Raw genomic sequence first — 19,555 nt, 5'->3', positions numbered from 1 at the left:
GATAGCGTATAGAAATACTTGATGGCCCAGTCGTCTGCATCACCCTGATTACGCTTGCAGCTTGCAGCTTGCAGCTTGCAGCTTGCAGCTTGCAGCTTGCAGCTTGCAGCTTGCAGCTATCAGTGCCCCTCAAACCGCCCGGCCAGCCGGTTCTTGCGCACCTGATCGACCGGGAACACCTTGCCGCTCATGGCGACGTAGACGCCGTGGGGCAGGCAGTTTAGGGCGCCGATGGCGAGGCCGAGGTTGAAGCTGGCGTCGGTATCGCGAAAACGGGCCGGCTGCATTGCGCCGGTCAGGACGATGACCTTGCTGTCGATATCGGCCAGCGCCGCTCCGGTTACGGTCATGGTGTCGGTGCCGTGGGTGATGAGGATGTGCTCGTAGGGGCAGGCGGCGACCTTGGCGTGAATCAGGTCTCGATCGGCGTCGGTCAGCTCAAGGCTGTCCTTGCGGGTGAGGGATTCAATTGCGTACTCGAAACCCACCCGTGCCTGCTGCAGAATATCCTCCGCCATAGGGTCGCCGATCTGAAAGTCGCTCAGGGCGTCGAAGTAGACCTTGTCGATGGTGCCACCGGTAGAGAAAATCTGAATGAACATCCTGTTTCCTTGCTGATGAGTCTGTCTGCACATGTCTGCTGATATTGAACAGTGTACCGCGCCGACGCGCACCTGGTGGGTGTATATGGTGCGCGCCGAGAACGGTCATCTGTATACCGGCATCAGTGTTGATCCGCAGCGCCGTTTTGAGCAGCACCAGCGCGGCAAGGGCGCGCGGTTTTTCAATCGCAGCCCGGCGGCAGCGCTGGTGTGGCGACGTGAGTGCGTCGATCAGGGCGACGCCCTGCGGCAGGAAATCGCCATAAAGGCGCTGACACGCAAGGCCAAGGAGCAGCTCATCAGTCAGCTGGATGAGATCTCATCAGTCGCGCCGAGAGACTAGTCAGCGCTGCTTTCAACGGTCTAAAGTGGCTGCTCAATTTGCCGGAGAGCTGTCATGACTGATCTGATTCTGCACCATTACCCGCAATCTCCCTTTGCCGAAAAGGCGCGTCTGATGCTCGGTTTCAAAGGCCTGTCGTGGCATTCGGTCATGATTCCGCCAGTCATGCCAAAGCCTGATCTGACCGCATTGACCGGTGGCTATCGACGCACTCCGGTGCTGCAGATCGGCGCCGACATTTACTGTGATACGGCGTTGATCGCACGTCGACTTGAGCAGGAAAAGGCCGCTCCTGCGCTGTTTCCCGAGGGCCAGGAAGCGGCCGCTGCCGGCCTCGCCCAATTGGCTGATCAGGTGTTGTTTCAGCATGCGGTTGCCATCAACTTCCAGCCACAGGGGCTGGCCGAACGCTTTGCCGGCATGCCCGAGCAGGTGGTCAAGGGCTTTGTTGCCGACCGTCAGAAGCTGTTTAGCGGGGGCAGCGCCAGCCGCCTCGAGACCGATGTGGCACTGAGCCAGTGGCCGGCTCTGCTGTCGCGTCTGGAGTTGCAGTTGGAGCGCGATGGCGACTTCCTGCTGGGTGAGCACCCCAGCGTGGCTGATTTTGCCCACTACCATGCGCTCTGGTTTGTCGCCAGCAACCGTGCGGTGGCCGCAGCGCTGGACCCGTATCCGGCGGTGCGTGCCTGGATGCAACGGGTTGCTGACTTCGGTCACGGCTCCCATACCCAGATGAGTGGCGAACAGGCCATTGCCATTGCCCGCGACAGCGCGCCCGCTGCGCTGCCAGCTGATGCCATTGCCAGCCCGGGTGGCTTTGAGACTGGTCAGGCGGTGACCGTCAGTGCAGTTGATTACGGCACCGACGAAGTGGCAGGTACCCTGCTGTTCGAGGGGGCGGAAGAGATCATCATTGCCCGCGAGGACGAACGCGCGGGGCTGGTACACGTTCACTTTCCACGCTTCGGTTTCCGCATTCGCGCGGCCTGAGCTCTGCCGGCGGCGGGCTTCCCCCGCCGCCGGTTACGGGGCTGAGCTCGTCAGCAAGAGTCGGGTGTGACGTTGCTCAAGCAGGTTGAAAACCAGCCTGCCGGGCCAGGCGTTTTTCCAGGTCAGCAGCAGTGCGCCTTTCAACGTCAGTCCGCGTCTTCCCTGGCTGTCTATGTCTGGAGTGCAGTACCCCTGAGCGACCAGTTCGTCGGACTCGCGCGCCAGGAATCGTTCGATTGGAGCAAAGCCCTGATCTTTCGGGTAGGCGATGGCCGCTGCCGAATTCGGCAGGCATGCGCGCAGGTGTTGCAGGGTGCTGAACAGGCGCTTCAGGTTGTTCACGCCGGTCATGCGCACGCCGATGCGGCAGGGCATGGAGGGATAGGAGGAGAGGCTGGGGGCGTTGTGGACATCCAGCAGGCTGCCGTCTGCATACAGCTGGGTAAACTCGGCGTAGGTCACCCGGCGCTTGCCAGTGGTCATGGTTACCAGCATTGCGGCGGCCTGATCGCGTGGATGAACGTACAGCGAAAAGTGGCTTGTGGTGTGGCTGGAAGGCAAAACCGAGGAGCCAACATGGGCGAACTCCAGTGCCTGGAGCTGCTCATCAAGCCGCCGGAAGACCTCCCCGCGATCAGCGAGGAAGCGCGCGTGATCGGTGTTGTTGAAGCGTACTCTGGCCGGAATCCGCTGGGTGCGCAGAACCAGCCAGGGGCCGATCACGTTGATCGCAACTACCGGTAACAGCAAAACAGCCAGCAACAGGTTCAGCATGGCCTGTGCCTCCCATTTATTATTCTTTTGATGATGGGGCGACGGATTACCATCTCTGTGAAAAAGGTTTAGTTCAGGATCGGCGGCAGGTCAACGGCGGGCGGCTGCGTGGACCGCCGGATGGGCGTATGCTGACTGACCGCTGGCTGGGCTGCGAAGGCTGCACAGCGATCCATTCGAGTCATGATTGTTGGGGGGAGTGTGGACAGCATCATCGTTGTAGACAACCTGACCAAAACCTACGAGACCGGGTTCCGGGCGCTCAAGGGCGTCAGCCTGAGCATTCGACGTGGCGAGATCTTCGCCCTGCTGGGCCCCAATGGCGCCGGTAAGACCACCATGATCAGCATCATCTGCGGGTTGGTCAACGCCAGCAGCGGCCGGGTGCTGGTCGACGGCTACGACAACGTGCGCGAGTACCGCAAGGCGCGCAGTCGGATCGGCCTGGTGCCGCAGGAGCTGACCAACAACATGTTCGACAGCGTCTGGGCTACGGTGCGCCTGAGTCGTGGCCTGTTCGGCAAGCCGCGCAACGACGCGCTGCTGGAGCAGATCCTGCGCGAGCTTTCGTTGTGGGACAAGCGCCATGAGCGAATCATGGCGCTGTCCGGTGGCATGAAGCGCCGGGTGCTGATTGCCAAGGCGCTGGCGCACGAGCCCGAGGTACTGTTCCTTGATGAACCCACTGCGGGCGTTGACGTCGAGTTGCGCCGTGACATGTGGAACATGGTGCGACGGCTGCAGCAGCGCGGCGTCACTATCATCCTCACGACTCACTACATCGAAGAGGCCGAGGAAATGGCCGACCGCATTGGTGTGATTCGCCAGGGGGAGCTGATTCTTACCGAAGACAAGAACACCCTGATGCAGCAGTTGGGCACCCGCCAGCTTACCTTGCAGTTGCAGCAGCCGCTGGAGGCGGTGCCCGAGGCGCTCGCCGGCTACCCTTTGGTGCTGGCAGAGCAGGGGCATGCACTGGTGTATACGTTTGATGCCAAGGCGGAGCAGAGTGGCATCGCGGAACTGCTCAAGCGCATCGATCAGCTCGGCATCGAGGTACGTGACCTGCACTCCAGTCAGAGCTCGCTGGAGGACATTTTCGTCGGGTTGGTGCATAGCCGGGCGCAGACAGACGAACAGGCAACGGGGAGCGCCGCATGAATCTTTACGGAGTAAAGGCGATCTATTTGTCGGAAATGGCGCGCATGATGCGCACCCGGCTGCAGAGTATCGCCTCGCCGGTAATCTCGACCTCGCTGTATTTCATCGTGTTCGGTGCTGCAATCGGCACCCGCATGACCGAGGTGGACGGGGTCAGCTACGGTGCCTTTATCATTCCGGGCCTGATCATGCTCATGCTGCTGAACGAGAGTATCTCCAATGCGTCGTTCGGCATCTACATGCCGCGTTTTACCGGCACCATCTACGAAGTACTGTCGGCACCGGTGTCGCCGGTAGAAATAGTTGTCGGTTATGTCGGCGCGGCTGCGACCAAATCGGTGCTGCTCGGCTTGCTCGTGCTGCTTACAGCACGTTTGTTTGTCGATTACGAAATCCAGCACCCGGTCTGGATGCTCGGCTTTCTGATCCTGACGGCGGTGACCTTCAGCCTGTTCGGTTTCATCATCGGCGTCTGGGCGGATGGTTTCGAGAAGCTGCAGATCATCCCGCTGATGATTGTCACGCCGTTGGCGTTTCTGGGCGGCAGCTTTTACTCGATCACCATGCTGCCACCATTCTGGCAGACGGTGACGCTGTTCAACCCGGTGGTCTATCTGATCAGCGGGTTCCGCTGGAGCTTCTACGGCGCCGCCGATGTGCACATTGGCGTAAGTGTGGGAATGACGCTGGTGTTTCTGACCCTGTGCACCACTGCGGTCTGGTGGATCTTCCGCACCGGGTATCGGATCAAGCCCTGAAGCAGGTAGCCGGCGGCGCCATGGCGAGTTCCAGTGGCCTTGAGCTTAGGGGGGGCACCGCTGGACTTGCAAGATGGCATCCCATTCCCTGAATTGTTAGCTATTGCGAGGTTAGCCTTTCGCCTTCACGGCGAGCCAAGAGGGGCCGCTTGCCCGGCCCCCCTTGGCGATCCCCCCGGGCACCCGACTACGCGGCCCTGCGGGTTCGCTGCGTTGCTCGGGCTGGCGGGGGCCGGCAGAACTCGTCGCTACGCGCCTCAAACAGGCTGCCGTCCTTCTTCCCGCCCGCCCTGTGCTACTCGCCCGCGTAAACGGGGCAACCCCGAGTGCACACTCCGCCAGCAGGCAATTGGCAGAAGTCCGTTGCATGAAGTCGTTGATGTGGCTCCCGCGGATGCAGCGTTAGGCTTGTTATTTGGGGATCAGGTCAATGTCATGTATTGCATTGGGCGCACCAACTGTGAGTGTTTGGAGGTGATAGCCCGGCGCATTGATGATCATCGTATCTTGGGGTAGCCAGGAACCTTGCAGTGAATAGGAGCCGAATGCGTTAGTGGTGGTGCTTGCTCGTCCAACGGTGACCGTGGCTGACGATATCGGGCTACCTGTGGGCTTGTCCCGAACAACGCCTTGAACGGTGCTACAAGCTGTAAGAGTCATTACTATGGATACGGTAAAAATAGTGCGAGCGAGTGCTTTCATTAGCATTCCTTTGCGTGGTTGATGGCGAAATAATGTCTCGAATTTTGCATCCTTGCAATCGCTAAGGTTTTAGCGCCGCTTGTTGCGCAGTTGCTGTACCAGCCCCTTGGGCGGGTGGCGGATAACCAGGGCGTCTTCGCTTTCGTCGTATTCCACCCGCTCGCCAAGCAGATGTGACTCAAAGCTGATCGACAGGCCATCGGCCTTGCCGTAATAGCGCATGAAATTGTTGATTGCGCGCTTGTCGGCGGGCATCTCCGGATTCAGGCCGTAGTCCTTGTTGCGGATGTAGTCGTAGAAGGCGCGGGGATGCTCTTCGTCGATCACGCCCGACAGTTCTTCCAGTGCGACCTGCTCACCGGCACGGCTCTGGCTGTTGACGTAGCTGCTCATCGCCTTGGCCTTGTCCTTGACCAGCTCGGGCTCAAGGGAGGCTTCGCCGACGTAGTCGCTGAAGGCCTGCAGCAGGGTGTTGGTGTCTTCCTCCGGGTTGGAGCCTTCCACGCAGCCGATGAAGTCGCGGAAGTAGTCCGACACCCTCTTGCCGCTGCGCCCGCGAATAAACGAGATATAGTTTTTCGCGCTGGCGTTCTGCTTCCACTCGGTCAGGTTGATGCGCGCCGCCATGTTCAGGCTGGAGAGATCCAGATGGCGGGCAGCGGCCACATCCAGCTCGTCGGTTACGGTCACGCCTTCGGTGTGGTGCAGCAGAGCGATGACCAGAAACGCGGTCATGCCCTGACGATAGCGGATGAACAGCACGTGCCCGCCGAGCGCCAGGTTGGAGCCTTCCATCAGGGTCTTGAGGTGCTCGGTCGCCTGACTGGAAAAGCGTACGAAGTCCTGCTCCTGATCCACCAGTTGCTGCAGCCAGCCGCTGAACGGGTAGGCGCCACTTTCTTCGTGGAAGTAGCCCCAGGCCTTGTTGGGCTTGCTGTTGTAGGCCTCGATCAGGCCGGCCAGCAGTTGCTCCAGTGCTTCGGAGCTGGCCAGCTCGGCGTCACGCAGGGTCAGGCTGGCCGGGTGGCCGTCGGGCTTTTTGTGAATCTGATGAACGATGCTGTTGTCGATGGGCATGGGACGATCCGCAATCACTCAGGGCGACCCTGCCGCCCGGTGAGCGGCAGGGTCAGGTGGGGTTACAGGCTGGCGATACGGGCGCGCTGTTCGCTCAGCTGAGCCAGGGCCTGCTCGGCGTCGGCCAGCTTGGCGCGCTCCTTGTCGATCACCGCAGCGGGCGCCTTGTCGACGAAGCCAGCGTTGGACAGCTTGCCGCCAATCCGTTTGACCTCGCCGTCGAGACGGCCGATTTCCTTGTCCAAACGTGCCAGCTCGGCGGTCTTGTCGATCAGCCCGGCCATTGGCACCAGCACTTCCAGCTCGCCAACCAGTGCGGTCGCGGCCAGCGGCGCTTCCTCGTTTTCGGCCAGCACCTGCACGCTGGACAGCTTGGCCAGTTTCTTCAGGAAGGCTTCGTTTTCCGTCAGGCGGCGAATGTCTTCGTCGCTGGCCTTGCGCAGCATGACTTCCAGCTCCTTGCCGGGGGCCACGTTCATCTCGCCGCGGATGTTGCGCACACCCAGAATCAGCGATTTCAGCCACTCGGCATCGCCTTCGGCACCGGCGTCGATGCGGCTGTTGTCCGCTTCCGGCCAGGGCTGCAGCATGATGGTCGGACCGCTCTTGCCTGCCATCGGCGCGATGCGTTGCCAGATTTCTTCGGTGATGAAGGGCATGAACGGGTGGGCCAGACGCAGGGCCGTTTCCAGTACCCGGACCAGAGTGCGACGGGTGCCACGCTGGCGCTCGGCCGGGGCGTTTTCGTCCCACAGGACCGGCTTGGACAGCTCCAGATACCAGTCGCAGTACTGGTTCCAGATGAACTCGTAGAGCGCGTTGGAGGCCAGGTCGAAGCGGAACTGATCCAGCTGGCGGGTCACTTCGGCTTCGGTGCGTTGCAGCTGGGAGATGATCCAGCGGTCGGCCAGGGTCAGCTCAACGGCTTCACCGTTGACGCCGGTGTCCTTGTCTTCGCACTGCATCATCACGTAACGGGCGGCGTTCCAGATCTTGTTGCAGAAGTTGCGGTAGCCTTCGACGCGGCCCATGTCGAACTTGATGTCGCGGCCGGTGGAGGCCAGCGAGCAGTTGGTGAAGCGCAGCGCGTCGGTGCCGTAGGCGGCGATACCATCGGGGAATTCGGCGCGGGTTTGCTTCTCGATCTTGGCCGCCAGCTTCGGCTGCATCATACCGCTGGTGCGTTTCTTGACCAGCGATTCGAGGTCGATGCCGTCGATGATGTCCAGCGGGTCGAGTACGTTGCCCTTGGACTTGGACATCTTCTGGCCCTGACCGTCGCGCACCAGACCGTGCACGTAGACGGTCTTGAACGGGATCTGCGCCGTGCCGTCGTCATGCTTCATCAGGTGCATGGTCAGCATGATCATGCGGGCGACCCAGAAGAAGATGATGTCGAAGCCGGTGACCAGCACGTCGGTCGGGTGGAAGGTTTTCAGCGCTTCGGTCTGTTCCGGCCAGCCAAGGGTGGAGAAGGTCCACAGGCCCGAGCTGAACCAGGTGTCGAGCACGTCTTCATCCTGACGCAGCACGCCCAGGCCGCAGGCGATGGCAGCATTTTTGAGTTCGTCCAGGGTTGGCAGCTCTGCTTCCGCTTCACGGTCGTTGCTTTCCAGCGCCTTGCGATAGGCTTCTTCTTCGTCACGGCCAACGTAGACGTTACCGGCTTCGTCGTACCAGGCCGGGATGCGGTGACCCCACCACAGCTGACGGGAGATGCACCAGTCCTGAATGTCGCGCATCCAGCTGAAGTACATGTTCTCGTACTGTTTGGGCACGAACTGGATGCGGCCGTCTTCAACGGCGGCAATGGCGGGCTCGGCCAGCGGCTTGGTGGAGACGTACCACTGGTCGGTCAGCCACGGCTCGATGACCACGCCCGAGCGGTCGCCCTTGGGCACCTTGAGCGCATGGGGTTCGATCTTTTCGAGCAGGCCGAGGGCGTCGAAGTCTTCGACGATCTTCTTGCGCGCCTCGAAGCGATCCAGACCGGCGTAGGCTTCCGGCAGGGTAGCGTCGATGTCGCTGTTGACGCTGCCGTCGATGTTGAACACCTGGGCGCGGGCCAGGACGGCGGCGTCCTTGTCCAGCACGTTGATCAGCGGCAGGCTGTGGCGCTTGCCGACTTCGTAGTCGTTGAAGTCGTGGGCCGGGGTCATCTTCACGCAGCCGGTACCGAATTCCGGGTCGCAGTAGTCGTCGGCGATGATCGGGATGCGGCGACCCACCAGTGGCAGCTCGACAAACTTGCCGATCAGCGCCTGATAGCGTTCGTCTTCCGGGTTAACCGCAACTGCGCTGTCACCCAGCATGGTTTCCGGGCGAGTGGTGGCGACGATCAGATAGGTCTTGCCGTCGGCGGTAGTGGCGCCATCAGCCAGCGGGTAGCGCAGGTTCCACAGCGAGCCCTGCTCGTCGTGGTTTTCCACTTCCAGATCGGAAATCGCGGTGTGCAGTTTCGGGTCCCAATTGACCAGGCGCTTGCCGCGGTAGATCAGGCCGTCCTCATGCAGGCGCACGAAGGCTTCCTTGACCGCCTCGGACAGGCCATCGTCCATGGTGAAGCGTTCGCGGCTCCAGTCTACCGAACTGCCAAGGCGACGAATCTGGCGAGTGATGTTGCCGCCAGACTCTTCCTTCCATTCCCAGACCTTTTCGAGGAATTTCTCGCGGCCCAGGTCGTGGCGGCTGACGCCCTGTGCAGCGAGCTGGCGCTCAACCACCATCTGGGTGGCGATACCGGCATGGTCGGTGCCCGGTTGCCACAGGGTGTTGCGGCCCTGCATACGGCGGAAGCGGATCAGCGCGTCCATGATCGCATTGTTGAAGCCGTGACCCATGTGCAGGCTACCAGTCACGTTCGGCGGCGGCAGGGCAATGGTGTAGGACTCGCCCGAGCCCTGAGGGGCAAAGTAGTTGTTTTGCTCCCAGGTCTGGTACCAGGAAGTTTCGATGGCGTGGGGCTGGTAAGTCTTGTCCATGGGTGTCGTGGCTATCCGGCTGTTCAGGAGTGGCGAGCGCTGGTGACGCGGCAGGCGTCGAGCGCGCAGGAAAAGCCGTCATTATAGCGGGCGGAGGCGATCAAGGCCCAGCCCGTCGGGCGAGACTGGACGGAATAATTGTATTGCCGGCGGTTTTGGTGCTCGCCCTTTGCAATAACGCTGGCGGGCTACTTGAGCTGCTCGCGAACAATCTGCTGCAGCCGGCTCTGCATGCGCTTGCGCAGCTCTGCTTCTATGGTTGGAATCAGGTCGTCGATCACTCCTTGCAACAGCAGCTGGGCCTCTGACTGCAATCTCGCCTCCAGGCGCATCTCGCGGGCACTGCTGGTGGCGGGCAACGGCTGGCTTTGGGTCTGCTGGGTCAGCAACTGGTCCAGCTGCATGCGCTCTTCAGCCAGTCGTGCCAGGGAGGCGTAGGGCAGAAACGGATTATGCGACTTGCTGATCGGCGCCTGGGGTATCGGCGGTTCTGCAGGGTCGACAGCACTCAGTGGTGGCTCGTTTGGATTGAGGATGACATCCCGCAGCAACGGAATATCCATCTGGCCATCGACCGCTGCGGCGTCCGCTGCTGCCTCGGGATGTTCATCCAGCAGCGTGCGGATCGACTCCAGATCTTCCAGCAGCCGTGACGGCTCCGAGGGATCGCGCTGCTTCATGGTTCATCCTGCTGTCCGAATGGGGTGGGAATTCAGAGGATAGCCCCGTTCACGGTACAAACGGAAGCGGTCGCGCGCGGGCAGGCGCACCGGGTCGTGCTCGATGACAATTTCTGCCAGCCGCTGGAAACGGCTGAAGAAGGGTGGCGGTTGGTCCGAGAGGTTGATCAGCAGGTCGTTATAGCTGCCTGGCTGGTCTGCCCAGCCACAGGCGACCGGCTCTTCCGGACCTTCGCCGAGTACGACATGGGGCACAAAAGCGTCGCGTCGGAACGACCACAGCAAGTCGTCGACCGTGCGCGTGGTCGCTTCGTCCGGACAGTGCAGGTATACCTTGTGGCCCTTGTGCCAGGCCTTGTGGGCCAGGCGGCAGGCGTACGCCAGCCGGGTGTCCGGCTGGTCGCTGGAAAGCAGATAGAAATCGATGCGGGTCATGGGGGTAGCTTCAAGCTTCAAGCCGCAAGCTGCAAGCTAAAACCGCAACACCGGCTCGGTTTGAGGCTTGTCGCTTGCAGCTTGTGGCTGCTGTATCAGGCGCCAGCCTGAGAAAGCAGGTATTGCATCAGCAGCGGAACCGGTCGGCCGGTGGCGCCCTTGTCTTTGCCGCCGCTGATCCAGGCGGTGCCGGCGATATCCAGGTGCGCCCACGGGTAGGCCTTGGTGTAACGCGACAGGAAGCAGCCAGCGGTGATGGTGCCGGCCTTGGGGCCGCCGATGTTGGCCATGTCGGCAAACGGGCTGTCGAGCTGCTCCTGATATTCCTCGAACAGCGGCAGTTGCCAGGCGCGGTCACCGGCGCGGGTGCCGGCATCCAGCAACTGCGCGATCAGCTCGTCGTTGTTGCCCATCAGGCCGGAGGCGTTGCTGCCCAGGGCGACAATGCAGGCACCGGTCAGGGTGGCGATATCGATCACGCTGGCAGGCTTGAAGCGTTCGGCGTAGGTCAGTGCGTCGCACAGCACCAGGCGGCCTTCGGCATCGGTGTTGAGAATTTCAATGGTCTGGCCGGACATGCTGGTGACGATGTCGCCTGGGCGGGTCGCGGTGCCGCTCGGCATGTTCTCGGCCGAGGCAATCAAACCAACCAGATTGATTGGCAGCTGCAGGCTGGCGACTGCCTTGACCACGCCGAGTACGGTTGCGGCGCCGCACATGTCGTATTTCATTTCGTCCATGGTGGCAGCCGGCTTGATGCTGATGCCGCCGGTGTCGAAGGTGATGCCCTTGCCGACCAGAACATGCGGCTTGTCCTTGGCCTTGCCGCCGTTGTAGCTGATGCGGATCAGCTTGGCCGGCTCGGCGCTGCCGGCGCTGACCGCCAGCAGGGCGCCCATGCCGAGGGCCTTCATGGCTTTCTCGTCGAGCACTTCGACTTCGAGTGTCTTGTGGTCCTTGGCGAGCGCCTTGGCCTGGTTGGCCAGGTAAGTGGGAGTGCAGACGTTGCCCGGCAGATTGCCCAGGTCGCGGGTCAGGGCCATGCCTTCGCTGATGGCGGCGCCTTCGGCAATTGCCTGTTTGAGTGCGTCAGCGTCGGCCTTGTCGGCGGTCCACAGGCTGAGCTTTTTCAGCTTCGGTTTGTCGGCCTTCTTGCTCTTGAACTGGTCAAAGCCATATAGGTTGTCGTAGCAGGCCTCGACCAGCAGGCGGGTTTGCTCGGCGGCGGTGCGGTTCTTCACGCCGCTGGTGTTGAGCGCAAACACGGCGTCGCTCGCCGGACCTGCCTTGACTGCCGTCAGAGCCTGCTGCACCAGCTTGCGCCAGGCGCGGTCGCTCAGCGCCTCATCCTTGCCGCTGCCGAGCAGCAGCACACGCTGGGCAGCGATGCCGGGGAGGGCGAACAGCATCAGGCTGCTGCCGCTCTTGCCACTGAGGTCGCCGTTTTTCAGCGCGGTGCTCAATTGCCCGCCGCAGGCCTTGTCCAGATCCGCCGCCGGCCCACTCAGCGTCTTGCCTTCGTTGACCGCGACAACCAGACAGCCGCATTTGATGGTTTCCAGTGCGCCGTGCTTTACGTTGAACTCCATGGTGCTCCCCAAGACAAATCGAGATGATTGGCTGATAATACGGGCAAATTCCCGTGGGTGTCTGTCGGGCTGCTGCTGGCAGACATGTCAGTCCTGCATTCTGGCCTATTCGTGCAGCCCCTTAAAGACCCCGGAGCCAAGGACCTTATCCGTGATTGTTTTTCGTTATCTGAGTCGCGAGGTGCTGCTGACCCTGACGGCGGTCAGCGGCGTGCTGCTGCTGATCATTGTCAGCGGGCGCTTCATCAAGTACCTGGCGCAGGCGGCTGCCGGTCAGCTTGACGCGGCGGTGCTGTTTTCCATCATGGCCTACCGGATGCCGGGCTTTCTGGTGCTGATCCTGCCGCTGGGGCTGTTTCTCGGCATTCTGCTGGCCTACGGGCGTTTGTACCTCGACAGCGAGATGACCGTGCTGTCGGCCACCGGAATGAGTGACCGCAAACTGCTGGCCTATACCCAGGGGCCGGCGCTGCTGGTTGCGCTGCTGGTCGCGTTGCTGAGTTTTTGGGGTGCACCGGCGGGTGTGCTCAAGACCCAGCAACTGCTCAATCAGCAGGATGCCCTGACCGAATTCGACACGCTCTCTGCCGGCCGGTTTCAGGCGCTGGGCAGCGGCCAGCGGGTAACCTACGCCGGCGGCTTGTCGGATGACCGTACCGAATTGCAGGACGTTTTCATTACCGAGCGCCGCGGCCAGGGCGAAGACGCGGTGCTGGGGGTGCTGGTGGCCGAGTCCGGTACCCAGGAGCTTAATCCGGATGGCAGTCGCTATCTGGTGCTGAAAAACGGTTTCCGTTACGAAGGTCAGCCCGGTGCGGCCAATTTCCGCAGTATTTCCTATGACACCTACGGTGTGTTGCTGCCCAAGCCGGAAGTGCAGACCGAGATCAGTGATCGTGAAGCGATGAGTACTGCCCAGCTACTTAGCGAGGACGGGCTGGATGAGCGTGCCGAGCTGCAGTGGCGCATCGCTATTCCGTTGCTGGTGCCGATCGTCGCCTTCTTTGCTGTACCGTTGGCGCGGGTCAATCCGCGGCAGGGACGGTTCCTCAAGCTGCTGCCGGCAATTCTGCTGTATATGGCCTATCTGGCACTGCTGATCAGTGCCCGCGGCTGGATCGAGTCCGGCAAGTTGCCACCGGCGCTTGGCCTGTGGTGGGTACATGGGTTGTTCCTGCTGATAGGGCTTGGGTTCAACTGGCGTACGTTAACGGCGCCCAATCGTGCCCAGGGAGGTGCGCATGCGGCGGCTTGATCGGCATATTGGCAGTGCTGTACTGCTCAGCATTCTGGTAGTACTGGCCGTGATTCTCGGGCTGGATCTGCTGTTTGCCTATATTAACGAGCTGGACGAGCTCAAGGGCGGCTACGGGGCAGCGCAGGCGCTGAACTTCACGCTGCTGTCGTTGCCACGCAGACTGCACGATCTGCTGCCGCTGGCAGCGCTGGTTGGCTGTCTGGTCGGGCTGGGGACGCTGGCGAGCAACTCCGAGTTGACTATCATGCGGGCGGCCGGGGTCTCTATCGCCCGTATTACCCTTGCGGTGATGAAGCCCTTGCTGGTGCTGATGCTGCTGGGTGTGCTGGTCGGCGAGTACGTGGCGCCCTACAGCGAAAACATGGCAGTCAGCCGCAAGGCAATCGCCGTCGGCAGTAACGAGGCGCTGCGGTCCAAGGGACTCTGGCACCGCGAGGGCAACGATTTTCTGCATATCAACGCGGTGCAACCCAACGGGGTGCTGTATGGCGTGACCCGTTACCGCTTTGATGATCAGCGTCATCTGCTCGAAGCCAGTTTCGCCAGTCGTGCAACCGTGCAGGAACATGACTGGCTGATGGAGGATGTGCGTGCCACCCGTTTTGCCGAGTCCGGTGAAAGCACGGTGACCGCCAATCTTGAGGAGCGCTGGAATATCCATCTGTCCCCCGAATTGCTGCGCGTTGTGGTGCTGGATGCGGATGCGTTGCCGTTGACCGGGATCTGGCAATATCAGAAGTATCTGGCAGACCAGGGGCTGGACAATCAGCCGTACTGGCTGGCGTTCTGGAAAAAACTGTTCCAGCCGCTGGCGACGGCAGCACTGGTGTTTGTGGCGGTGTCCTTCGTATTCGGTCCGCTGCGATCGGTGACCATGGGGCAGCGTCTGTTCACCGGGGTGCTGGTCGGCTTCGTCTTTCAGATTGGTCAGGACCTGTTGGGGCCGTCCAGTCTGGTGTTTGGTTTTTCGCCGTTGATCGCCGTGTTGCTGCCGATTGGCCTGCTGGTGGTGCTCGGGAGTTACCTGCTGCGGCGGGCCGGTTGATACCGGCTTGCCGAGCTGCCGGGTTACCGCGCCAACCAGCGCGCGGCTGAGTTAGCGGCGGGATCGGCTTGGTGTAGCTGCTGCAAGGACTGACGAATCAGTCCTTGAAGGTGCCCTTGGGCAGGGTAACCAGTCGGGTTCCTGAGGCGATGTCATGCCAGCTGCGCGACTCGCCGTCCCACAATTGCCAGAGAAATCCGAGCCCGCCGCAGAGCCATGACAGCTGGGCTACGGCGAGACGAATCAGGGCCTGACGCCCGGTGATGGACCTGCCGTCGGGCTGCTGCAGGCGAATACGCCAGGCCTGCATGCCGAGCGACTGGCCCTTCTTGGTCCAGAACCAGCTGTAAAAGCCGATGGTGATGACAATCACGATCAAGGTAAGAACAGGATCGCCGACGTAGGCGCCCTGTTCGGCTTCGGCGTGGGCGGCTGCTTCGCCGCTGATCCAGATGTGGGCACTGAGATAGACCAGTGTGGCGACCATCAAGGCTGCCAGCAGCAGCAACAGGTCGTAGCCTGCGGCGAACAGTCGGCGGAAAATGCCGGTCGGCGGGAAGTCGCCGACCGGCTGCAGCTGTTTGACGGCCATAGCTCAGCTCTGCCGGCGGGTCAGTGGCGTACCGTCGAAGCGCACGGCGGCGAGGCCGCCTCGCTGCAGGGCGCGGATGTTGGCGTGATCACTGCCGTCCGGTGTCTGCAGTACCGAACGGTAATGCTCGGCAAAGCAATGCAGTGCCTGCTCATCACTCAACCCACGGTCAAGCGCCATTGCCAGCACTTTGCAGGAGCCCTGATTCTGCTCTGCGCTGTTGTGCACCGGGCCGTTATCGAACGCGGTCGGTTGATGCTCGTAGTGGGCATCGATAAAGGCCAGAGTCTCGGCGAACTGGTGTTCAGGCGTGCCCAGGCGGGCGATAAACTGCTCGGGGGTCATGCTTTGTCCTGTTTCTGCGCCTTGTCAAAGGCGGCTTTCTGTTCCGGGGAGGCTTCGGTCTGATACTTGGCCTTCCACTCGGCATAGGGCATGCCATAGACGGCTTCGCGCGCCTCATCCATGCTAAGTTCGATATCCATGTCGTCGGCGGCCGCCTTGTACCATTTGGACAGGCAGTTGCGGCAGAAACCGGCGAGGGTCATCAGGTCGATATTCTGCACGTCCTTGCGGTTGCGCAGATGGCTGACGAGGTTGCGGAAGGCAGCGGCTTCCAGTTCGAGACGCTCCTGCTTGGTCATGGTCGGGGTTCCTTCATGCAGCGATGGCGGAAGATGGCGCGCCTTAATGGCACGCCGACTCTGAGCGCAAGGATAATTGCCAGCCGGGTATTGTCAATCAGCCTCAGTCGCGCGCGGCGCTGAGGGTGATGGAAACCGACTCGGCAAAACGCAGCGCATGTGGCTTGTCTACTTCAACCTCGGCGTAACGCACCTGCTCGTGCTGCATGACGATGTCGAGCAGTTCCTGGGTCAGGCGTTCAAGCAGCGCAAAGCGATTGTCTTCGACATGCCGAATCATCGCCTTGGTGATGGTGCGATAATTCAGCGCCTGCTCGATCTGATTGACGCTGACCGCATTGGCGGCCGGATAGAGGATGGTGGCGTTGATGAGGATATCCTGCTGATTGAGGATTTCCTCTTCCTTGATGCCGATATAGGTGCGCAGGCGCAGATCCTTGATGCGGATACGGGCCATGCCCGGCGCGAGCTGGCTCATGGTCAGTTGCTCCGGCTGATCAGTTGCAGAAATTCCTGGCGGGTATTGACCGACTCCCGGAAGGCGCCCAGCATCACCGAGCTGTGCATCGACGAGTTCTGCTTCTCGACGCCGCGCATCATCATGCACATGTGCTTGGCCTCGATCACCACCGCAACGCCCTTGGCATTGGTGACCTGTTGAACAGCCTCGGCGATCTGGCGAGTCAGGTTTTCCTGAATCTGCAGACGACGGGCGAACATGTCGACGATGCGCGCGACCTTGGACAGACCGATTACCTTGCCGGTCGGGATGTAGGCAACATGGGCCTTGCCGATGAACGGCAGCATATGGTGCTCGCACAGCGAGTACAGCTCGATGTCCTTGACGATCACCATCTCGTCGTTGTCGGAGTCGAACAGTGCGCCGTTGACGATCTCGTCCAGCGACTGGTTATAGCCGTGGCAGAGAAACTGCATGGCCTTGGCGGCGCGCTCCGGTGTGCCCTTGAGGCCATCACGCTCCGGCTGCTCTCCCAGGTTGGTGAGGACGTCGAGGTAGTTTTTCGTCAGTTTTTCCAGGCTCATGTCGTGGTCTCTTCGGCTTACTTGAGATGCCGGCCGCCGTTCAGTGGCAGGCAGCTTCCGGTGATATAGGGGTTATCCATCAGAAAGCGGATGGACTGGTAGACGACATCCGGTCCGGGCTCGATGCCCAATGCCGATTTGTTCAGCGCGCGCGCGCGGTAGTCGGCATCGTCCTCGGGGTTGAACATGATCAGCGCCGGGGTAATGGCGTTGACCTTGACTGCAGGGGCCAGGCTGGCGGCAAAGGAGCGGGTCAGCCCCTCCAGGCCGGTCTTGGTGGCGCAATACCCGATATGGCGTGCGCTGCCCTTGCGGGTAACATCATCACCAAGATGGATGATGTCAGCGGCTGCGCCGGGTACAAACAGATTGCGGCATTGCTGGTTGATCAGGTAGGGCGCCTGCATGTGCACCATGAACATCTGCTGCAGGGCGCTGGCACCCTCGCTGTCGTCCATCCACAACGACGCGTTGTGGATGATGGCGCGCAGTCGCGGGGCGCGATCCTGCAGCTCGTCGATGAAGCGCTGTATGCCGTCGGCCGTCGAAAAGTCTGCCAGCATCACCTCAAGGGCTTCGGGCAAAGCCGAGCGCGGCTGGCGACAGGTAATGATGACCCGGTAGCCGTCGGCGACAAAGCGTTCGGCACAATGCAGACCAATTCGCCGGGCGCCACCGGTGATCAGGATGGTATCGGGCGCCTGCGGTGTGTTCGGCAAACGGCTCTGCATGGGTTAGGATCCTCGGTGCGCAGTGAGTAAGGCGCATCTGGTTCGATTCGAGGAGGGGATCTTAGCACGCTCTTGTGCGTTGGTCGTACAACTTGATGTAACAATTCGGTACCTGGTGGCTGTTCGTGTACAATACTGGTACAAGTTGTCCTACCAGACCCTCGGATCGCGATGGCGATCTCCCATGGACATGACGCGATGAATGAAGCAGCTGACGGCGAACAGCCAATGGCCCTCGAAACCCTCTACCCGATCCGTGAAGTTGCGCGGCTGACGGGTGTCAATCCTATCACGCTGCGAGCCTGGGAGCGCCGCTACGGGCTGCTGGTGCCGCACCGTACCGACAGCGGCCATCGGCTTTACTCGCAAAGAGACATTGAGCGTGTCCGCGCTATCACCAATTGGATAGCCAAGGGCGTTGCGGTCAGCAAGGTCGGCTCGATCATTGACCGCGGGGAAGCGGATGCGCCAGGCCCGGAGGTGACGCCGTCGGTATCGACAGCGCTGGAGCAGTGGCAGGAACGCCTTGAGGAGACGCTGCAGGCTTTCGATCTGACCCTGCTCGAACGCCGCTATGAGCAGCTGCTGGCCGCCATGCCGATGGCGTCAGCGCTCAACGGTGTGCTGTTGCCGCTGCAGCAGCGACAGCGCCGGGGCAGTGCCGAGGCAGTGCTGCTTGACGGGTTGTTGCGTGGGCGGCTGTTGCAGAGGTGCGCCTATCGGGAGCCGGGGCGGTCGCTGGTGCTGCTGGTCAACCTGCAGGGTGCCGAGGTCGAAATGGAGGCCCTGGCGATGGCCGCTCTGCTTGTCGAGGCACAGGTAAATCTGGGTTTTCTCCCGACGCTGCCGGACACCGCCAGTCTGTTGCAGGCAACAGAGCGTGCGGGTTGCAGGCTCCTGGTGCTGTTCAGCGAGGCCCCGCTGGACTCTGCATTGCTGCAGCGTCAGCTGTTATTGCTGAATCAGCATCTGGAGTGCGAGATGGCGCTGGCGGGTGGGTGTTGCGCGCTGCAGGCCGAGGCGTTCGCCGCAGCCGGTATGCACAGTCTGGGAGGGATGGATCGGGAGTTGGTTAGCCGTCTGCAGCTGCTGCTGTCGGGACACTTTGACAGCTGACCGGCTCAGGTTGCCGCGCGCAGGGCGTCAAGTTCCTGTTCCAGCTCCTTGACCCGGCGCTCCGCTTCTACCCTTGCCGTCACGTCCTTCTGGATGCCGATGAAGTAGGTCAACTGATCGGCGTCATTGAGCACGGGGGTCACGGACAGTTCATTCCAGAACAGGCTTCCGTCCTTACGGTAGTTGCGCAATGTCACCCGGCACGGACGCCCCGCGCTGATGGCGTCGCGCATCTGCTGCAGAGCCTCCTGATCGCGATCATCACCCTGCAGAAACCGGCAGTCCTGGTAGAGGATCTCGTCGGCACTGTAGCCGGTGAGCGCCTCAAAGGCCGGATTCACGTAGATAAGGATGTTGTCGTCTCCTTCCTTCTCGGCAACGACGATGCCGTCGTTGGAGGCGTTGACGACGAGCTGCAGTAGCTTCGCGTTGATCATGCGGTATCCGTCCGGGTTGCGTGTTGGCCCATTCTATAGCAAGGTCCGGGGCTGTCCAGCGGCAGCATAAGGCTGCCACGACGCTGGTTGCCCGTTTCGGGCATAATGCGGCATCGAAATAATGGTTGGGGGATTGGGATTCATGCATCTGGTGATCATCAGCGGTTCGGTATTCGGGACCGCGAACCTGGTAGCGGACGAAGCGCAGACTCTGCTGGGCAATGCCGGTGTGCAAGTCACTCGCCTGCAGCCGCTGACATTGGGCGCCCTGCAGGCGCTGGCCCCGGATGCACTGCTGGTATGCACCTCAACCACGGGAATGGGTGAGCTGCCTGACGCCCTGGTGCCGCTGTTTCATGAAATGCGTGACCGCTTCCCGCTGCTGACCGGCAAGCCGTTTGGCGTGATTGCGCTCGGTGATTCGGCTTATGGCGATACCTTCTGTATGGCTGGTGAGCAGTTCCGCGAGCTGCTGCTGGAGCTGCAGGCCAGCGAGGCGCTGGCGATGTTGCAGCTGGATGCCAGCGAAACCGTGACCCCGGAAACCGACGCCGAGCCCTGGCTGCAGGAGTTTGCCGCGTTGTTGCGTGGCTGAG

General features: G+C 61.5%; 23 protein-coding genes. 8 read left to right on the top strand and 15 right to left on the bottom strand.

Going from position 1 to position 19,555, the window contains the following annotated elements; genetic code table 11:
• Positions 1-119: 119 nt before the first annotated feature.
• On the bottom strand, positions 120-602 hold the full coding sequence (locus AC13EY_RS08360) for an asparaginase domain-containing protein (RefSeq protein ID WP_228246655.1): 483 nt from the start codon (positions 600-602) through the stop codon (positions 120-122).
• Between the two features lie 31 nt (positions 603-633).
• On the opposite strand from AC13EY_RS08360, the gene AC13EY_RS08355 reads away from it, so the two are divergent.
• Complete coding sequence (locus AC13EY_RS08355) at positions 634-945, top strand: GIY-YIG nuclease family protein (RefSeq protein ID WP_228246656.1); 312 nt, start codon at positions 634-636, stop codon at positions 943-945.
• 54 nt (positions 946-999) lie between these two features.
• A complete protein-coding gene (locus AC13EY_RS08350; RefSeq protein WP_228246657.1) occupies positions 1,000-1,935 on the top strand; it encodes a glutathione S-transferase family protein in 936 nt (311 codons plus the stop codon).
• A gap of 33 nt (positions 1,936-1,968) precedes the next feature.
• Here AC13EY_RS08350 and AC13EY_RS08345 read toward each other — a convergent pair whose 3' ends face one another.
• Positions 1,969-2,709 carry a hypothetical protein gene (locus tag AC13EY_RS08345; protein WP_228246658.1) on the bottom strand — a complete coding sequence of 247 codons (741 nt, stop codon included), beginning with the start codon at positions 2,707-2,709 and terminating at the stop codon, positions 1,969-1,971.
• A gap of 201 nt (positions 2,710-2,910) precedes the next feature.
• On the opposite strand from AC13EY_RS08345, the gene AC13EY_RS08340 reads away from it, so the two are divergent.
• Both AC13EY_RS08340 and AC13EY_RS08335 read left to right on the top strand, forming a co-directional pair.
• The gene (locus AC13EY_RS08340) at positions 2,911-3,870 is read left to right on the top strand and encodes an ABC transporter ATP-binding protein (protein ID WP_228246659.1); all 960 of its coding nucleotides are present in this window, start codon (positions 2,911-2,913) and stop codon (positions 3,868-3,870) included.
• Positions 3,867-4,628 carry an ABC transporter permease gene (locus AC13EY_RS08335; RefSeq protein WP_088273194.1) on the top strand — a complete coding sequence of 254 codons (762 nt, stop codon included), beginning with the start codon at positions 3,867-3,869 and terminating at the stop codon, positions 4,626-4,628. Before AC13EY_RS08340 ends, AC13EY_RS08335 begins: the two co-directional genes overlap by 4 nt.
• A gap of 411 nt (positions 4,629-5,039) precedes the next feature.
• On the opposite strand, the gene AC13EY_RS08330 is transcribed toward AC13EY_RS08335, so the two are convergent.
• The 6 genes from AC13EY_RS08330 to AC13EY_RS08305 all read right to left on the bottom strand — a co-directional run bounded on the left by AC13EY_RS08330 (position 5,040) and on the right by AC13EY_RS08305 (position 12,092).
• Positions 5,040-5,330, bottom strand: a complete 291-nt coding sequence (locus tag AC13EY_RS08330) for a carboxypeptidase regulatory-like domain-containing protein (protein ID WP_482890407.1) — start codon at positions 5,328-5,330, stop codon at positions 5,040-5,042.
• A 69-nt stretch (positions 5,331-5,399) separates the two neighbouring features.
• Positions 5,400-6,407: a nucleoid-associated protein YejK gene (yejK, locus tag AC13EY_RS08325; RefSeq protein ID WP_228246660.1), complete on the bottom strand. Its 1,008-nt coding sequence runs from the start codon at positions 6,405-6,407 to the stop codon at positions 5,400-5,402.
• A 62-nt stretch (positions 6,408-6,469) separates the two neighbouring features.
• Complete coding sequence (locus AC13EY_RS08320; protein WP_228246661.1) at positions 6,470-9,388, bottom strand: valine--tRNA ligase; 2,919 nt, start codon at positions 9,386-9,388, stop codon at positions 6,470-6,472.
• A gap of 188 nt (positions 9,389-9,576) precedes the next feature.
• Positions 9,577-10,068 carry a hypothetical protein gene (locus AC13EY_RS08315; protein WP_088273197.1) on the bottom strand — a complete coding sequence of 164 codons (492 nt, stop codon included), beginning with the start codon at positions 10,066-10,068 and terminating at the stop codon, positions 9,577-9,579.
• 3 nt (positions 10,069-10,071) lie between these two features.
• Positions 10,072-10,503 carry a DNA polymerase III subunit chi gene (locus AC13EY_RS08310; protein WP_088273198.1) on the bottom strand — a complete coding sequence of 144 codons (432 nt, stop codon included), beginning with the start codon at positions 10,501-10,503 and terminating at the stop codon, positions 10,072-10,074.
• 95 nt (positions 10,504-10,598) lie between these two features.
• Positions 10,599-12,092 (bottom strand): leucyl aminopeptidase, encoded by a 1,494-nt coding sequence (locus tag AC13EY_RS08305; protein ID WP_228246662.1) that lies wholly within the window; start codon positions 12,090-12,092, stop codon positions 10,599-10,601.
• Between the two features lie 151 nt (positions 12,093-12,243).
• Between AC13EY_RS08305 and lptF the strand changes: the two genes are divergently transcribed.
• Positions 12,244-13,347: an LPS export ABC transporter permease LptF gene (gene lptF / locus AC13EY_RS08300; protein WP_228246663.1), complete on the top strand. Its 1,104-nt coding sequence runs from the start codon at positions 12,244-12,246 to the stop codon at positions 13,345-13,347.
• Positions 13,334-14,395, top strand: a complete 1,062-nt coding sequence (lptG, locus tag AC13EY_RS08295) for an LPS export ABC transporter permease LptG (protein WP_228246664.1) — start codon at positions 13,334-13,336, stop codon at positions 14,393-14,395. Before lptF ends, lptG begins: the two co-directional genes overlap by 14 nt.
• A gap of 97 nt (positions 14,396-14,492) precedes the next feature.
• On the opposite strand, the gene AC13EY_RS08290 is transcribed toward lptG, so the two are convergent.
• The 6 genes from AC13EY_RS08290 to folM form a co-directional block, all read right to left on the bottom strand.
• Positions 14,493-14,987 carry an RDD family protein gene (locus AC13EY_RS08290; protein ID WP_228246665.1) on the bottom strand — a complete coding sequence of 165 codons (495 nt, stop codon included), beginning with the start codon at positions 14,985-14,987 and terminating at the stop codon, positions 14,493-14,495.
• Between the two features lie 3 nt (positions 14,988-14,990).
• Positions 14,991-15,332: a HopJ type III effector protein gene (locus tag AC13EY_RS08285; protein ID WP_228246666.1), complete on the bottom strand. Its 342-nt coding sequence runs from the start codon at positions 15,330-15,332 to the stop codon at positions 14,991-14,993.
• Positions 15,329-15,631, bottom strand: coding sequence for a DUF1244 domain-containing protein (locus AC13EY_RS08280; RefSeq protein WP_104739040.1), 303 nt, complete (start codon positions 15,629-15,631; stop codon positions 15,329-15,331). Before AC13EY_RS08280 ends, AC13EY_RS08285 begins: the two co-directional genes overlap by 4 nt.
• Before the next feature lie 103 nt (positions 15,632-15,734).
• Positions 15,735-16,109: a dihydroneopterin triphosphate 2'-epimerase gene (folX, locus tag AC13EY_RS08275; protein WP_088273205.1), complete on the bottom strand. Its 375-nt coding sequence runs from the start codon at positions 16,107-16,109 to the stop codon at positions 15,735-15,737.
• A gap of 2 nt (positions 16,110-16,111) precedes the next feature.
• Positions 16,112-16,675: a GTP cyclohydrolase I FolE gene (folE, locus tag AC13EY_RS08270; protein WP_088273206.1), complete on the bottom strand. Its 564-nt coding sequence runs from the start codon at positions 16,673-16,675 to the stop codon at positions 16,112-16,114.
• A 17-nt stretch (positions 16,676-16,692) separates the two neighbouring features.
• On the bottom strand, positions 16,693-17,406 hold the full coding sequence (gene folM / locus AC13EY_RS08265) for a dihydromonapterin reductase (protein ID WP_228246667.1): 714 nt from the start codon (positions 17,404-17,406) through the stop codon (positions 16,693-16,695).
• Positions 17,407-17,604: 198 nt separating this feature from the next.
• Between folM and AC13EY_RS08260 the strand changes: the two genes are divergently transcribed.
• Entirely contained in the window at positions 17,605-18,522 is a 918-nt protein-coding gene (locus tag AC13EY_RS08260) for a MerR family transcriptional regulator (protein WP_228246668.1), read from the top strand.
• 5 nt (positions 18,523-18,527) lie between these two features.
• Here the strand turns inward: AC13EY_RS08260 and AC13EY_RS08255 are convergent, their stop codons facing one another.
• A complete protein-coding gene (locus AC13EY_RS08255; RefSeq protein WP_228246669.1) occupies positions 18,528-18,959 on the bottom strand; it encodes a PAS domain-containing protein in 432 nt (143 codons plus the stop codon).
• A 142-nt stretch (positions 18,960-19,101) separates the two neighbouring features.
• On the opposite strand from AC13EY_RS08255, the gene AC13EY_RS08250 reads away from it, so the two are divergent.
• On the top strand, positions 19,102-19,554 hold the full coding sequence (locus tag AC13EY_RS08250; RefSeq protein ID WP_228246670.1) for a flavodoxin domain-containing protein: 453 nt from the start codon (positions 19,102-19,104) through the stop codon (positions 19,552-19,554).
• Position 19,555: the final 1 nt, after the last annotated feature.

Source organism: Halopseudomonas sp. L-58, assembly GCF_056859475.1.
The sequence above is the reverse complement of the archived record's forward strand: the minus strand, read 5'-3'. Positions and strand labels throughout refer to the sequence as shown.